Raw genomic sequence first — 13,947 nt, forward strand, 5'->3', positions numbered from 1 at the left:
CCCACCAATCGCGGCCCACCCCATCCCCGTCGCCTTCTTCCCCGCCGACGGCTTGGCACTCTCATACCAAACGATCTCCACCCCCCGCGCCGACCCCCGCGCATCCACCACCCCCATCCCCTCCAGCGGCGGGACGAACCGTAACCCCGTCGCCTTCGCCTCCCCCTCGAAAACCCCATCCCGCGACACCCAACGCACCGTCACCTCCACCGTCGGCTTCGGCAGAGCCTTCTTCACCACCTCTTTTTTCTTCCCGGCCTTCTTCGTCCCTCCCTTTCCCCCTTTCTTCACCACCGCCGGCGTTTTGCGATTCTGGACGAGGCGCGGGGAGGCTTCTTTTTTGGGGGCGGGGGTGGTGGGTCCTGTTGTTTGAGGGGCCGCAGGCCCCGAGTTCGGGGGAACCGCCCCCGCCCCCAAAAAAGAAGCCTCCCCGCGCCGCTCTCCCGACCCCGAACTCCCCACCACCTCCACCGAAATCAGCGCCACCCGCTCCCCGCTCACCGCAACCGCTTTCACGTCCCCCACCCGCTCACACCCTCGGATCTCCGCCACCTCCGACGCCCGATCGAACACCGACAAACACAACCGATCCCCGCCCACCGACGTCACGAGCGCCCGCTTCCCGTCGCTCCGCGTGAAAGCCAGCACCACGTTCTCATCGACGAGCCGCACGATCGGCCCCATCCGCCCCGATTCCTCCACCCACCGCACATACCCCTCGGGCTCGCCCGCCGCCTGCGACACCAGAAGCGCCGCCGCCTCCCCGAAGACCGGCTCCACCGACATCGGCAAGCCCGCCTCCTCCGCCGCGCCGAGCGGCAAGCGCGTCACCTGCTCTCCACCCGCCGGGCTCGGCTTCCCCGCCTCCGCCACCGGCGCCTGCCGCCCGCTCGTTTGCCCGCGTCCGCTCGGCTGGTGCGTGTCACGTACGCTCGCGCCCGAGCAAGCGGAGCTTCCGACGAGCAGCCAGAGCAAGAGGAGACTCGGGCCTTTTTGCACAGGGAAAGAGAGGGGGAGGCGCGCCACGATCGCGCCCACCTTAACGCGGAGTTTGCCGGGCGTGCAGGAAGAGCAGCACCGGCGCGTCGCGACCCTGGACGGCGGCCGCGTGCACGCCCTGCCGGTCGTGAGGTGTCCGCGCCGCACGTGCTCGGGGGCACGTCGGCTGCAATGCCCGAGCAGCGGCAGGGGGCTTTTCCGGATCACGAGGGGCTTTCTTTCGGGGCCCTTCCGCGTTCGGAGGCGAAGCCTCTACCTCTCAGGAGGACTTTTCGATGACGAAGACCATGCAGCTCACGATGCTCGGTGCCGCGGCCCTCATGACCCTCGGTGTGGGATGCGGGCGCGGCGAGAAACCCGCGCAGAGTGCGCAGCAGCGTTCGACGCCGGCCTTCGAATCCGCGCTCCCCGCGGATCAGGGCCAGGCAGGCCCGTATGGCCAGGGCCAGGCGGGGCAGTGGGGCCAGGGCCAGGCGGGCCAGGGCCAGGCGGGCCAGGGCCAGGCGCAGGGTCAGGCGGGGCAGTGGGGCCAGGACCAGGGCGCGCATGCGGGCATGGGCATGATGAGCGAGCAGGCGATGTGCTCCTCGTTCGTCCAGCACTCGAACCTCCGCGTCGAGGACATCGAGGGCGGCGTCGCGATCATCGCGACCCCGAAGTCGGGCGTGGACCTCTCCACCCTGCGCGGCGATGCGCTCCACATCGCGTACACGATGAGCCCGCCGGCCGGCGAGCAACGCGCGGCGCGGCCCACGAGCGCGTCGGAGCGTTGCGCCCTCTTCGACCTCGGCCAGACCGCGGGTCGCTCGGGCGTCATCGAGCAGGGCAACGAGATCCGGATCCTCCTGCTCGCCCAGGACACGAGCGGCGTCCCCACCCTGCGTAACCAGGCGCGTGGCTTCGTGCGCCAGTGGGGCCAGGAGGGGGTTCAGAGCGGTGAGGGCGGCCAGCCCCAGAACCGCTGAACCGGCCCTCCGCTCCGGATCGAGCAGGGCAGGGTGGGGGGGTTGGGAACGACCTCCCCCCACCCTGCTTTCCTTTTCTGGCCCTCGACCTGCCCGAAAACGTTCGCTACCCTGAGCTCGTCATGAGCAAGAAGCTGGACGAGGAGCTCGCGCAGGCGGCCGGGATTGGACGGGATGACGATGGGCCGGCGGCGATGCCTCCGCTCACGGTGCCTCAGCCCGCCGAGAAGGCTCGACCGAAGAACAGCAGCATGGGCCTCTTGATCACGCTGCTCGTCATGGGCGGCGGGCTCGTCGGCCTCTTCATGTTCGGCTTCAAGGAAGCGGCCATTTACGCGACGCCCGTCGATCAGCTCCTCGCGCAGCAGGACAAACTGATGGGCCGCAAGGTCCGCGTCGAGGGCGAGCTCGTGCCGGGCACCCTCGAGAAGCGCGACAAGCCCTGCGAGTATCGCTTCACCATTCATGGCAAGGACGGCAAGCAGACCTTGCCCGTCCGGTATTCGCAGTGCGTCATTCCCGACACGTTCCGCGACGTACCCGCGGGCGGCGTGCAGGTCACGGTCGAGGGCTCGCTCAAGTCGGCGACCAATTTCGAGGCCACGCTCGTCATGGCGAAGTGCACCTCGAAGTACGATCCCAAGACCCACGAGATGAAGCAGGGCGAGGGGCAGGGCATGCCGATCAACTGATCGGGATCGGCTCCACGCGAAAACGCCGGGCTCCAGAAGGGGCCCGGCGTTTTTCATTTCATTCGGGTTCGGCTTGGCCCCTCCGCGGCGCGGGGGCCGGGGGCATCTCTTCGGGGGGCATCGCGGGCGAGGGCTCGCTCGGGGCGGGTTTGTCGGCGGGCTCCGGCGGCGGGGGCGCCTCGCGCGGCGGCTCCACGGCCTTCGGCTCGGCGGTGGCGGGCGCGCGGGCGGGCTCCTCGTCGTTCTTCTCCTTCGCCGTCGACGTGCCCACGGGCAGCGCGGGCTTCTTCGACGGGAACGGCGAGTCGCCCTTGCCGCGGCCACGACCTGCGGCCGGACCGTCGGTCGAGTGGGGATCGAACCTCATCCGCGACAGCGCGCCGTGCGCGTGCCAGCCGTAGAACCCGTCTTGCCGTTTGGACTTCTTGATCTTCGGATCGGCCAGCTCGAACAGCGACGGCGCGCTCGAGCCCGGCGCGCCGAGCAAGGACTTCGTCAGATCGCTCTTGTTGCGGTAGGCGTCGGTGAACTTGAAGCGCACGTAGAGATCGGCCGTCGAGTTGTTCCACGGCTCGCGCACGTTCACCTTCCCGTCGCCGGCGAACTCGAGGTCGGACCCGTTCGCTTCGAGCTTCGTGACCTTGAGGACGCCTTCTTTCGCCTCGGCCGCGATCACGAGATCGCCGAGCTTCGCCTCGGGCAGCGCGATCTGGCCTTTGATCTTCGACTTGCCATCGCCGACGGCCATGTCGGCGATCGTCAGGTCGAGCGCGCCGTTCGCCTTGCTGAACTTCCCGCCTTCGGCGGCGAGCTCGAACGTCCCCTTCGCGACGCCTTTCACGGGCACGCCGAGGAAGTCCTTGATCACGTCGACCTTCCCGAGGTTCACGCCTTCGAGCTCGACCTCCATCGGCCCGCTCGAACCGCCGACGGGCACCGTGCCCTTGAGCTCGCCCTCGAAGGCGCGGGCCCAGAACTTGATGCGCACGCGGCCGAGGAAGAGCGGCAGGATCTGCAGCCGCGCCTCCACCTCGTCGATCTCGATCACGCTCTCCTTCGGCGCGGGTTTGTCCTTGTCGGCCCCGCTGCCGAAGGGCCCCGCCGCGGAAGGCGACGCGTCGTCGCTCGGGGGCAGGTAGAGCCGCACGCCCGTCGCCTCGACGCCCGTGAACCAGTACGAATCGAGCTCGTCGATCTCGAGCCGCTGCCCCGCGTTCTTGCCTTTTTGCGCGGCCTGGAACTCGGCGACGAGGCGGTCTTTCAGGCGATCCCAGGGGAAGGCCACATAAAAGAAGAGCCCGAGGCAGAAGCAATAAAGCGCCGGGTAGGCCAGGAGTTTCGCGATACGCAGGAGACGAGCCTTCACGGGGTCTTTTCCTCCTCGGCCGTATCCTTCGGCTCGCCCTTGTCCTTGTCTTTTTCTTTCGCGTCGGGCTTTCTGTCGTAGGCGCTCACGCCGAGCTCCACCTCGTACGAGTCCGGTTCACCGGCGCGCGGGCGGATGTTGAGGCGCGTCACCGCGACGGCGTGGCCCGATTGCTCGATTTTCTCGATCGTCTTCACGAGCGCCAGCATCCCCACCTTGTGCATCTTCACCACGGTGAGCCGCTCGGTGTACTTCTTCCCGTGCGGGACCTCGGGTTTGTCCTGCGCGTCCGCGATCGTGATCCCGTTCTGCTTCGCGGCGTCCTCGATGAAGCCGGCGAGCGCGGGGGCGGGGCGGCCGTACCGCGCGAGCAAGGCGTCTTGCTTCGCCTTGCGCTCGGCGACCGAGAGGCGCGCTTTGTAGACCTCGTCGATGAGGGCGCGGATCTCGTCGTTCTCGGTGCGCGACGAGCTCACCGCGCTCCAGGCGTAGATCGGCATGGCGAGCACGACGAGCGCCGCCATGATGCCGACGAGGACGCCGAGCAGCTTGCGCTCGCGCGGCTCGAGTTTCTCCAGGCGCTCCGCGAAGGTCACTTGCCTTCCTCCTTGCCGGCCGCGGGCGAGGACGTATCCGCCGCGTCAGCGGTGCCCGAGGGTTTCGTCGTCTTCTTTTTCTTGTCCTCGCACTTCACGTCGAGCTCGAGCACGTATTTCTGTTTGCCCTCGCTGAACTGCGCCGTGCGGCTGATCTTCACGTCCTTGAAGCACTTGTGCTCCTTCATCTTGTCCGCGATCGCCTGCGCGTCGGGGATCGAGGGCACGGTGCCTTGAATCGAGACGTGGCCGCGGTTCACGTCGAACTCGAGGACGTCGTGCGTGATCTCCTTCGGCACGACCTCCGAGAGTTTGACCATGACGTCGAATGCATCCGCGCGCGGCAAAGGATCCTCGTCGGCGCTGCCGGGGCCCTTGTCGAGCATGCCGCGCGCCTTTTCGGGCTCCTTCGTCTCCTCTTCGAAGACGTCGCCCGTGGCCGTCTCGAGCCGCGAGAGCAGCATTTCCTTTTCGGCTGTGAGGCTGCGGTGCTGCGCGAGCAGGCTGAAGACGAAGCTCACGACCACCGCGGCGCCGAGGCCCGCGAGGAGCGGGATTTTCTCGCGAAGGAACGGATAGCTGCGCGCGGCGGCGAGATCACCCTGGCGCAGGTTGAGGCCACGCGCCTTGCCGGCGAGGCCCATCGCGAGGCCAATGGCCTTCGCGAAGCGCGGGAGCATCGCCTCTTGCTCGGCCGTGACGCCTTCGAGGCGCGGCTTCGGCAAGGGCAGGATCGTGATGCCGAGCTCGGTCGAGAGAAACGCCTCCGCGCCCTGCGCGCTCGCGCCGCCGCCGACGAGGTACATCCCCGCGAGCGGGCCGCCGCCCGAGGCGCGGAACGCGGCCAGGGTTTGTCGCAATTCACGCGAGAGCGCGGGCGCGCTCCCGGGCAAACCGAGCGTGCCGCGCGAGAGCGTGCGCGCGAAGACGGGATCGCCGCCGCGCAGGATCACGATGTCGCTCGTGGCCTCGCCAAGGTCGAGGATCGCGACGGGCAGCGCCGCCTCGCCCGCGGGGACCTCTTTCCCGAACGGCTTTTCGATCTCGGGCATGACGCCCGCGAGGTTCGCGAGCGGCAGCGCGCCCGTGCCGACGCGCTCGGGCTCCATGCCGAGCGCCTCGCGCACGACGTCGATGCGCTGCTTGACGTCCTCGATACGCGCGATGGCCGCGAAGATCGGCACGGTGTCGCCGCCCGGGTTCTTGTCCATGCGATAATCGAACACCGCGTCCGTGATCTCGAACGGGATCAGGGATTCGAGCTCGAAGGGCAGGACGTTGTCGATCTCCTTCACCGCCGAGGTCGGCAGGTCGATCGACCGGAAGAACGTCCGCTCGCCCGAGATCGCGATGGACATCGCGTCGGCCTTGAGGCCGCCCACGGCGGCGCGGATGGCGTCGATTTCGAGGCCGGTGACGGGCGCCTCGCCGAGGGCCTCGAGCGTGATCTTGCGGTACGAGAGGCGCAGGAGCGCCGCCCTGACCACCGCTTTGCCGACGTCGATACCGAGGATTTTGGACATCGTGAGCTCTCTCGAGGAAACTTATTCGATGCGATAATAGACGATCTTGCCGAGCGGGTTCGTGGCGAGCGCTTGCAGCGGATCGACCGTCCCCGTGCCCGTGTTGCCGGAGGACGTTCCCCCCGTCGTGCCCGCGCCCTGCGGATTCTGCCCCGCCGTCGACCCGGTTTGCGTGCCGCCCGTGAGCGGATTGACGCCGCGCGTGTCCACGACGGCGTGGACGCGCACGCGCGTCGTGCGCTTGCGGCCGGGGACCACGCCCTCGGCGTAAATGCTGAAGACCTTGCTCGTGACGGTGAATTGCTTGTTCGCGCCCGCGTTGAGCCCGCACGGCAGGCCCGCCTGCGCGAGCAGCGGCGTGAGCATCGGCCCGAGCATCGCGCCGAGCGGCCCGGGGACGTTGCCCGACTTGAGGAGATTGGGGAAATCGGCGGGCTTCGAGAAAATGGGGATCGGGAAGGTCTTGAGGACGCCGAGGAGGGCGAGGAACTGTGCCTGGATGTTCGGGTCGGTGCAAAGGGGAATGCCCTGCGTCGCGTTCGATTGTGTCGCGCCCGCGCCGCCCGAGCAGACCGAGCAAGCCGCGGCGAGCAGGGTCTGCGGGTTCGCGGTGTTCACGTTGACCGCTTTTTGACCCCAGACCGTGAGCGTGCGTGATTTCGGATCGTCCGGGTTCGGCTCGACGAACGTCGCCCAGAAGTCGTCGCCGACGCCGCGGATGAGGCGCAGCTCCTCGAGCGAGTCGTACGCGGCGTTCTTGCGGCGATATTCGAGGCCGATCGTCTGGTAATAGTTGTCCTCGGCGCCCGTGGAGCCCTGGGCCTGCGAGCCGACGTAACACGTCGAGAGGTTCTCGTCCTGATCGGCCCAGTCGGTCATCGCGCCGCAGATCGTCTGCATCGTCGAATACTGGCCGTCGGGGTCCGTGCCGTCGAACATCGGCGCGTATTGCGGGCCCTGCATGTGGCTGACGAGCAATCGTTCGAGATCGACGTCCGGGATCGGCGCGGCCCGGTTGACGTTGATCTTCGAATCCTCGTCGACGATCTTCACCGTGAACGAGCCGCCCGTGAGGCCGAGGCCCTTGCTCTGCGAGGTATCGACGCCGAGCATTCCCCCGAACGTGGCCATGCCGGTCTCGTCGTTGAAGGGGCCGAGCGCGATATCGGTGAACTCCCAGACGGGGAGCTGCTTGAACGGCAAGGGCAGAGGGACGCTCGTGCGGATCGTCGGCTCGGAGGCGATCAGCAAGCGCGACAGGTTCACGGCGCTCTTCGCCAGGTATTCGGCCTTGAGCGCGTCCCGATCCGCGAGCGCGGCGGCGAGCTCGGAGCTCGTCTCCTGCTGCAATTCGGTGAGAAACACCGTGAGCACGGTGATCGCGCCGAGCACCATGAGGAGCGCGACGCCGCGGCGCTCCCGCTTTCGCTTGAGCCGCTGCTTGGCCTCCTTTTCGCGCGCCTTGTCGTCCATGGCTCAGTTCGCGAAATCGAGGGCGAGCTGCATCGCAGGGGAGACGCGCGAGCGGAGGACGATCGGCTTGCCGCCGGGACCGCCATTCAGCACGAGCGTGATGAGGACCTGCTGGGGAAGGCGCCACGGCTGGCCCGTGACCTGCGTCGTGTCCCAGCTGTCGACCCATTCGGAGATGGTGTCGTCGAAATACTGGATGTCGAAGCTCTGCACGTCCTCGACGAGGACGTTCACGACGCCGCCCTTCTGCGGGTCCATGTCGAGGAATTTGTCCTCGCGCCGGACGAGGTCCATCGTGCCGGCCTCGTTCCGCGCGCCGAAATAGCCGATCTCGCATTGATCGGACTCGTGCGCGTCGCGGGCGAGGCGACGGTGCGCGAAGGAGGTGAAATCGAGGCGATCGAACGTGCCCTCGTCCTGGCCGATGAACCCGGTCTTGCGGACCTGCTGCGAGATCATCGTGGAGCTGTTCGTGTAATCGCCGTGTTTCGAGACGAACCCCGCCTGGATCTCGCGCGCCATGCGTTGAATGGCGGCGCGGCCCTGGTGGTAGCGGTCGTTCATCCCCGTGATGCCCTTGCGCGAGCGGGACATGCCATCGAACGCGCCATAAATGAGCGAGCCGATGAGGGCGAGGACGCCGATCGAGACCATCGCCTCGAGGAGCGTGAGGCCACGAATCGATGCACGACGACGCGTCTTCATCGGCGCATGCCTCCTCCGCCGAAAGGATTGCCGCCGCCCGTGGGATTGCCGCCGCCCGTGGGATTGCCGCCACCCGTGGGATTGCCGCCGCCCGTGGGATTGCCGCCGCCCGTGGGGTTCATCTGGGCCTCGACGGCGTCGAGCTGGTCATTCGTGATGAGCGTCGGCTTCGGGTTCGTCACCCATTGCACGACGTCGAACGAATGCTCGCGGCTGCCCTCGGTCCACGTGGCCGTGACCGTGACGCGGCGGGTGTTCATCTCGAAGATCATCTTGAGCGCCGGATACACGAAGGTGCCGACGAGCTGGAGCATGCCGCCGAGCGCATCCGCGCCCGTGGCGCCGCCGAGCGCGCCCGCGACGTCCCCGAGGCCGCCGCCCGCGAGGTCACCCGTGGCCGGAGGCGTCGCGCCGCCGGCGAGGCCGAGCAGGCCGCCCATCGCGCCGAGCCCGCCCGCCGCGCCCGAGGGATTCGCGCCGCCATTTTGCGTCGTGAGATCGAGGCCGGTGTCGAGATCCAGTTCGCCGAGCTTCGGCTCGGGGAACTGCGGCTTTTCGATCTTCCACGAGCACTTGAGGTTCGGTGTCTCGTCGCCCTCGCAGCAAGGGCCGCTCTCGATGACCTCGAGCTCCTGGAACCCTTCGCGGAAGAGCGTTTCCTCGATTTCGCCCATCTTGCAGCGGGCGAGGGACGTGGCGACGCTCAGGTTCCGCGCGTGGGACGAGGCGGAGAATGCGCCCGCCTGCGCCGAGAGGATCGCGGTCAGACCGAGGCCCAGGATCGCGACGGCGACCATAACCTCGAGCAGCGTGAATCCTCTCCGTTTCATATCGAACCTCCCCGAACCCCTCAGAAACCGGAATCGCGGGCGTCCGATTCCTCGGATTCGTCGCGCGGCCTCTGCATTTCGACGCGCCCCTTCTGGAGCGAGGTCTTGCCCGTCAGCGGCGAAACGAGCACCGTCATGATGTCGCGCTCCGGGTCCGCCTCCGCCGGATTGCCGAGCACGACCTGGATCGCCGCCCGCTCCGTCTGCCCCCCGGGCCAGAAATAAAGATACGCGCGGTCCTCCTCGATCGGCTCCTCCTGATGCGAGGTGTCGATCGAGAGGAACCGCACGCCGTCGGCGAGGTCCTTGCCCGGCTTTTCGCCCTGCGGCTCGAATCCGAAGGCCTTCGTGGGCGTGAACGAGGGCCGCGGCGCGCGAGGCCCCTTCACGATCTTCTCGGCCTCCTCCATCGCCTTCTGCTCGATGTCCGTGGCGGCCGCGGCGCCGCCCGTCTTGTCCTTCTTGTCGACCGAGAGCTGGCCCGCGCCCTCCTCCAGGATCACCATCCGCTGCTCGAAATCGAAGACGAGCCGCACGGGTTTTCCGATCGCATTCGCGTGCCCATAGGCGACACGCACCGCGCTGGCGATCATCACCGACGATTGCCTGAGCCGCGCGCGCTTGAGCGTCCCGAACCCGACCACCGCCGTTCCCGTGACGAGGGTCATGATCGCCAGCGTGATCAGGACCTCCACCAGCGTCATGCCACGCCGGCCGCGCGATCGCGCGGGAGCGTGGCATGTCGCGAGAGGAGCGGAGGCGCGCGGCATCGATAGGGTCCTCGTCAGAGCCCCGCGACGCGCTTGATGTCCGCGTCCTTGAAGTCGTCCTTGACGTCGTCGGGCGTGTTCTCTTTGCGATCGCGGCCCGCCGAGATCACCGTGATCTCGTCGCCGTCGCATTGAATCTTGAACTGCGTGCCCCACGGGTCGTCCGTCTTCCCCTTGTCGAGGTGCTTGCCGTCGACGAGCTCCTTGATCGTCGGGCAGGCGCCGGTCGCGCTGTCGAGGTGCAGGTACTGCTGCGCCGCCGTCTTGATGACGCCCGCGCTGAGCACCGCGCCGCGGACCTGGCTCTCCTTGAACCGCGGGAACACGAGCGCCGTCGCGCCGCCCGCGATGATCGCCATGATCGCGAGCACGATCAGGACCTCGACCAGCGTCACGCCTCGCGACGCCGCACGCTTCACTCTCCGGATTCGATTCGCTTTCACCTTCATGGTCCGTTCACTCCACGCGGTCGAGACCGCCGATTTCACCATCCGGCCCGTCGCTCGTGAGATCGTACCCCTCCGGGTCCTTCTGACCAGGGCAAACCAGCCGGAGCGGCCTGCCCCACGCGTCGATGGGGTCGATCCCGATATACCCCTCGGCTTTTAGCGCATCGAGCGACGGGGGGCACTTTCGCTCGTGATCCGCCCGATACGCATCGAGGCCCGCCCGGACGACGCCGATCGTGGCCATCGTGGACCGGACGCCGGTCTTCCGCCGCTCGCGCGCGCCGAGCAGGAGCAGGAGCGTGGCCATCCCGAGCGCGAGCGCGACGAGCTTCGCCCGCGCCATGCCGCGGCCGCGCAGGATTCCGCCGCCCCGCTCCCACGGGAACCAGATCGTCGTCTCCCTCTGCCTGCGCCGCGCCACGCCCGGATTCTCCCTCTAGCCTGCAAAGCTCGACATCTGGATGAGCGGCATGAGGATCGAGAACGCGATGAACCCGACCGCGCCGCCCATGAACACGATCATGAGGGGTTCGAGCAGGCTCGTCAGCATCGTGACGCGGGTCTCGACCTCCAGATCGTACGCGTTCGAAACGTTCTCCAGCATCTCTTCGAGCTGACCGCTCTTCTCGCCGATCGTGATCATGTGCGTGACGATCGGCGGGAACTGGCCGCTGCGCTTCAAAGGTTCGGCGATGCTCTGGCCCTCACGGATCGAGCTGATCGCGTCGGAGATGACCTTCTCGAGGACGGCGTTGCCGAGGACGTTCTTCACGATGTCCATCGCGCCGAGCAGCGCGACGCCGGCGCCGAGCAGCGTGGCGAGCGTGCGCGAGAAGCGCGCGATGGCGATCATCTGCACGAGCTTGCCGACGATGGGCGCCTTGAGCAGAAAGCCGTGCCATTTCAGCCGGCCGGCCGGCGTGCGCTTCCAGCGACGGAAGCCCCAGATGCCGCCCGCGAGAAGGCCGAGGACGATCCACCAGTAGCTGCTCAAAAAGTCGGACGTGCCGATGAGCGCCGCCGTGTACCAGGGCAATGCCTGATCCATGGAGGCGAAGATCGACGTCACGTTCGGCACGACCGCGACCATGAGGACCGAGACGAGCGAGACGCCGAGGATCGCCATCAGGATGGGATAAGCCATCGCCGAGCTGACCTTCGACGTGAGCTTTGCCTGGGACTCGAGGAACGCGGTGACGCGCTCGAGGACCTGCTGGAGCATGCCCGACGCTTCGCCGGCGCGGACCATGTTCACGTAGAGCGGCGGGAAGATCGAGGGGTGCTGCTCGAGCGCCTTGGCGAAGCTCGTGCCCTCGCGGATCTGCTCGCGGACCTGCGTGAGCGCGCGCTTGAGCGCCTCTTTCTCGACCTGATCGATGAGGGCCGTGAGCGATTCGAAGAGCGGAATGCCCGCCTTGAGCAGGGTGGCGAGCTGGCGCGTGACGACGGCGACGTCGTTCGTGGACGGGCGCTGCGTGAAGGCGAGGAGGTTGATCGATTTCTTGGTTTTCGCCGCGGCGGCCTTCTCCTCCGCGGCCGTCGTGAGAAGGATGCCGTCCTTGCGCAAGAGGACGCGGAGCGCCTTCGCGTTCTCCGCGTCGCGCACACCCTTCACCTGCTTTCCGGTGGCGACGAGGATGCCTCTGTATTCGAAGACGGCCACGGCCCGCTCCTCCCTATTCGTCCACGATGATGTCTTCTTGGGTCGCGGCGAGCACTTCCTCGACCGTCGTCATACCCCTGAGGACCTTGCGCGCGCCGTCGTCGCGCATGGTGTCCATTCCTTGCGAGATCGCGACGCGCTTGACCGTCTGCGCGTCGGCGTTCTTGAGGATGAGCGGGCCGATCGCGTCGTCGATGACGAGCAGCTCGTAGATGCCACGCCTCCCCACGAATCCCTTCTGCAAGCAGGCGTCGCAGCCGCCCGGCTTGAAGAAAACCGGCGAGCTGCCCATTTTCTGCCCGACGTATTCGTATTCGAGCCCGTGCACCGAATAACGCTGCGACGGGATGCGCTTCGCCTTCCACGCGAGGCGCTCCGGGTCGAGGCCGAGCTGCTTGAGCTCGTAGGCCGTCGGCTGATACGGGACCTTGCATTGCTGGCAGAGCATGCGCACGAGGCGCTGCGCGAGGATGCCGATGACGCTGGAGCGCACGAGGAACGGCTCGATCTCCATCTCGACGAGGCGCGTGACGGCCGCGGCCGAGTCGTTCGTGTGGAGCGTCGAGAGCACGAGGTGACCCGTGAGCGAGGCGTGAATCGCGATCTCGGCGGTCTCCTTGTCGCGGATCTCGCCGACCATGATGACGTCCGGATCCTGGCGCAAGAAGGCGCGGAGCGCGCTCGCGAACGTGAGGCCAATCGAGGGGTGGACGTGGACCTGGTGAATGCCGCCGATCTCGTACTCGACCGGATCCTCGGCCGTGAGGATGTTGCGGCTCGGATCGTTGATGCGGTTCAGACACGCATAAAGCGTCGTCGTCTTGCCGCTGCCGGTCGGGCCCGTGACGAGGATGATGCCGTCGGGCCGATTGATGAGGTGATCCATGATCCCGTACTCGCGCGGGGCGAAGCCGAGATCGTCGAGGCCGAGGAGGATGCTCGTCTTGTGCAAGAGGCGCATGACGATGCGCTCGAAGCCGCGGCTCGTGGGGACCGTGGAGACGCGGATGTCGACGCTCTTGCCCGCGATCTTCAGCGTGATGCGGCCGTCCTGCGGGAGGCGCTTCTCGGCGATGTTGAGGCTCGCCATGATCTTCACGCGAGCGATGATCGGCGCCATGAACTGCTTCGAGGCGCGGCGCGCCACGTAGAGCTCGCCGTCGATGCGATACCGCACGACGACGTCGCGCTCTTCGGGCTCGATGTGGATGTCGCTCGCGCGCTCGCGAACGGCCTGCGCGAAGAGGCTGTTCACCCAGGCGATGATCGGCGCGTCGTCGTCCGAGTCGATGATGTCGACGAGGTTGTCTTCTTCCTCGTGCTTGTCGCCTTCGAGGTTCGATTGACCCGCGTCGCGCTTCTCCCAGATGCGGTTGATCGCATCGAGGACGTGTTTGCTCGTCGCGACCGAGATCTCCACGGGCTTCGCGAAGATCGCGCGGACGTCGTCGACCGCCAGCGTGTCGAGCGGATCGGCGACGACCGCGTGCACGGAGGTGTCGTCCTCGAAGATGGGCAGGATGAAGCGCTGCTTCGCATACGTGATGGGCAGGCGCGAGGCGACGTCGAATTTGATCTGGTCGACGTCGATCTTCGGCACGTAATCGAGGCCCATCTCGTTCGCGAGCGCGCGCGCGATCTTGTCCTCGTCCGCGAGGTTCGAGGAGACGATGAGGTCCATGAGCGGCTGGCCGCGCTCGCGTACGGTCTCGAAGAGCGGCGCGAGCTTCTGCGCGTCGACCACGCCGTGGCGGACCAGGATCTCGCCGACGTATTCTTCTCGGGCAACCTGGTTCATGCTCATTCCACGCGCTCCACGGGCCTCGGGGCAGGCGCGCCGGCCGGGCGGCGGCGCGGGGTGGGCGCAGCCGGGGCACCGCCGCCCGTCGCCGGGGGCGGCGTCGCGGTCTGCATGC

At 67.5% G+C, this 13,947-nt stretch carries 14 protein-coding genes; 2 read left to right on the plus strand and 12 right to left on the minus strand.

Translation table 11 applies throughout. The features are described 5' to 3' along the window. On the minus strand, positions 1–822 hold an 822-nt coding region (locus tag QHF83_RS51310), incomplete at its 3' end, for a hypothetical protein (RefSeq protein ID WP_282425509.1). A gap of 452 nt (positions 823–1,274) precedes the next feature. Between QHF83_RS51310 and QHF83_RS51315 the strand changes: the two genes are divergently transcribed. Then, positions 1,275–1,964, plus strand: coding sequence for a hypothetical protein (locus QHF83_RS51315; RefSeq protein ID WP_282425510.1), 690 nt, complete (start codon positions 1,275–1,277; stop codon positions 1,962–1,964). A gap of 122 nt (positions 1,965–2,086) precedes the next feature. After that, positions 2,087–2,656 (plus strand): cytochrome c maturation protein CcmE, encoded by a 570-nt coding sequence (locus QHF83_RS51320; RefSeq protein WP_282425511.1) that lies wholly within the window; start codon positions 2,087–2,089, stop codon positions 2,654–2,656. Positions 2,657–2,714: 58 nt separating this feature from the next. Here QHF83_RS51320 and gspN read toward each other — a convergent pair whose 3' ends face one another. From gspN to gspE, 11 genes are all read right to left on the minus strand, one after another. Further along, positions 2,715–4,022: a type II secretion system protein GspN gene (gene gspN, locus QHF83_RS51325; RefSeq protein WP_282425512.1), complete on the minus strand. Its 1,308-nt coding sequence runs from the start codon at positions 4,020–4,022 to the stop codon at positions 2,715–2,717. Then, a complete protein-coding gene (locus QHF83_RS51330) occupies positions 4,019–4,618 on the minus strand; it encodes a hypothetical protein (protein ID WP_282425513.1) in 600 nt (199 codons plus the stop codon). Before QHF83_RS51330 ends, gspN begins: the two co-directional genes overlap by 4 nt. Then, on the minus strand, positions 4,615–6,141 hold the full coding sequence (pilM, locus tag QHF83_RS51335; RefSeq protein ID WP_282425514.1) for a pilus assembly protein PilM: 1,527 nt from the start codon (positions 6,139–6,141) through the stop codon (positions 4,615–4,617). The genes QHF83_RS51330 and pilM overlap by 4 nt, the downstream gene beginning before the upstream one ends. Before the next feature lie 21 nt (positions 6,142–6,162). Next, positions 6,163–7,614 (minus strand): type II secretion system protein GspK, encoded by a 1,452-nt coding sequence (locus QHF83_RS51340; RefSeq protein WP_282425515.1) that lies wholly within the window; start codon positions 7,612–7,614, stop codon positions 6,163–6,165. Between the two features lie 3 nt (positions 7,615–7,617). Continuing rightward, entirely contained in the window at positions 7,618–8,319 is a 702-nt protein-coding gene (locus QHF83_RS51345) for a type II secretion system protein GspJ (RefSeq protein WP_282425516.1), read from the minus strand. After that, complete coding sequence (locus tag QHF83_RS51350; protein WP_282425517.1) at positions 8,316–9,149, minus strand: prepilin-type N-terminal cleavage/methylation domain-containing protein; 834 nt, start codon at positions 9,147–9,149, stop codon at positions 8,316–8,318. The genes QHF83_RS51345 and QHF83_RS51350 overlap by 4 nt, the downstream gene beginning before the upstream one ends. Before the next feature lie 20 nt (positions 9,150–9,169). After that, on the minus strand, positions 9,170–9,919 hold the full coding sequence (locus QHF83_RS51355; protein WP_348980542.1) for a prepilin-type N-terminal cleavage/methylation domain-containing protein: 750 nt from the start codon (positions 9,917–9,919) through the stop codon (positions 9,170–9,172). A 14-nt stretch (positions 9,920–9,933) separates the two neighbouring features. Then, on the minus strand, positions 9,934–10,368 hold the full coding sequence (locus QHF83_RS51360; RefSeq protein ID WP_282425519.1) for a type II secretion system protein: 435 nt from the start codon (positions 10,366–10,368) through the stop codon (positions 9,934–9,936). Between the two features lie 7 nt (positions 10,369–10,375). Next, positions 10,376–10,789: a type II secretion system protein GspG gene (locus QHF83_RS51365; protein ID WP_282425520.1), complete on the minus strand. Its 414-nt coding sequence runs from the start codon at positions 10,787–10,789 to the stop codon at positions 10,376–10,378. A gap of 15 nt (positions 10,790–10,804) precedes the next feature. Continuing rightward, positions 10,805–12,031: a type II secretion system inner membrane protein GspF gene (gspF, locus tag QHF83_RS51370; protein WP_282425521.1), complete on the minus strand. Its 1,227-nt coding sequence runs from the start codon at positions 12,029–12,031 to the stop codon at positions 10,805–10,807. A 13-nt stretch (positions 12,032–12,044) separates the two neighbouring features. Next, positions 12,045–13,947, minus strand: a 1,903-nt coding sequence (gene gspE, locus QHF83_RS51375; RefSeq protein ID WP_282425522.1) for a type II secretion system ATPase GspE, incomplete at its 5' end; no start/stop codon positions are given.

The organism is Polyangium sp. 15x6 (genome assembly GCF_029960785.1).
Lineage (GTDB): Bacteria > Myxococcota_A > Polyangia > Polyangiales > Polyangiaceae > Polyangium.

What these genes read in the sequence shown, in the direction of transcription:
- QHF83_RS51360 (WP_282425519.1), bottom strand. Translation starts at nt 10,368, where the DNA reads ATGAAGGTGAAAGCGAATCGAATCCGGAGAGTGAAGCGTGCGGCGTCG.
- QHF83_RS51350 (WP_282425517.1), bottom strand. Translation starts at nt 9,149, where the DNA reads ATGAAACGGAGAGGATTCACGCTGCTCGAGGTTATGGTCGCCGTCGCG.
- pilM (WP_282425514.1), bottom strand. Translation starts at nt 6,141, where the DNA reads ATGTCCAAAATCCTCGGTATCGACGTCGGCAAAGCGGTGGTCAGGGCG.
- QHF83_RS51315 (WP_282425510.1), top strand. Translation starts at nt 1,275, where the DNA reads ATGACGAAGACCATGCAGCTCACGATGCTCGGTGCCGCGGCCCTCATG.
- QHF83_RS51320 (WP_282425511.1), top strand. Translation starts at nt 2,087, where the DNA reads ATGAGCAAGAAGCTGGACGAGGAGCTCGCGCAGGCGGCCGGGATTGGA.
- QHF83_RS51355 (WP_348980542.1), bottom strand. Translation starts at nt 9,919, where the DNA reads ATGCCGCGCGCCTCCGCTCCTCTCGCGACATGCCACGCTCCCGCGCGA.
- QHF83_RS51340 (WP_282425515.1), bottom strand. Translation starts at nt 7,614, where the DNA reads ATGGACGACAAGGCGCGCGAAAAGGAGGCCAAGCAGCGGCTCAAGCGA.
- QHF83_RS51345 (WP_282425516.1), bottom strand. Translation starts at nt 8,319, where the DNA reads ATGAAGACGCGTCGTCGTGCATCGATTCGTGGCCTCACGCTCCTCGAG.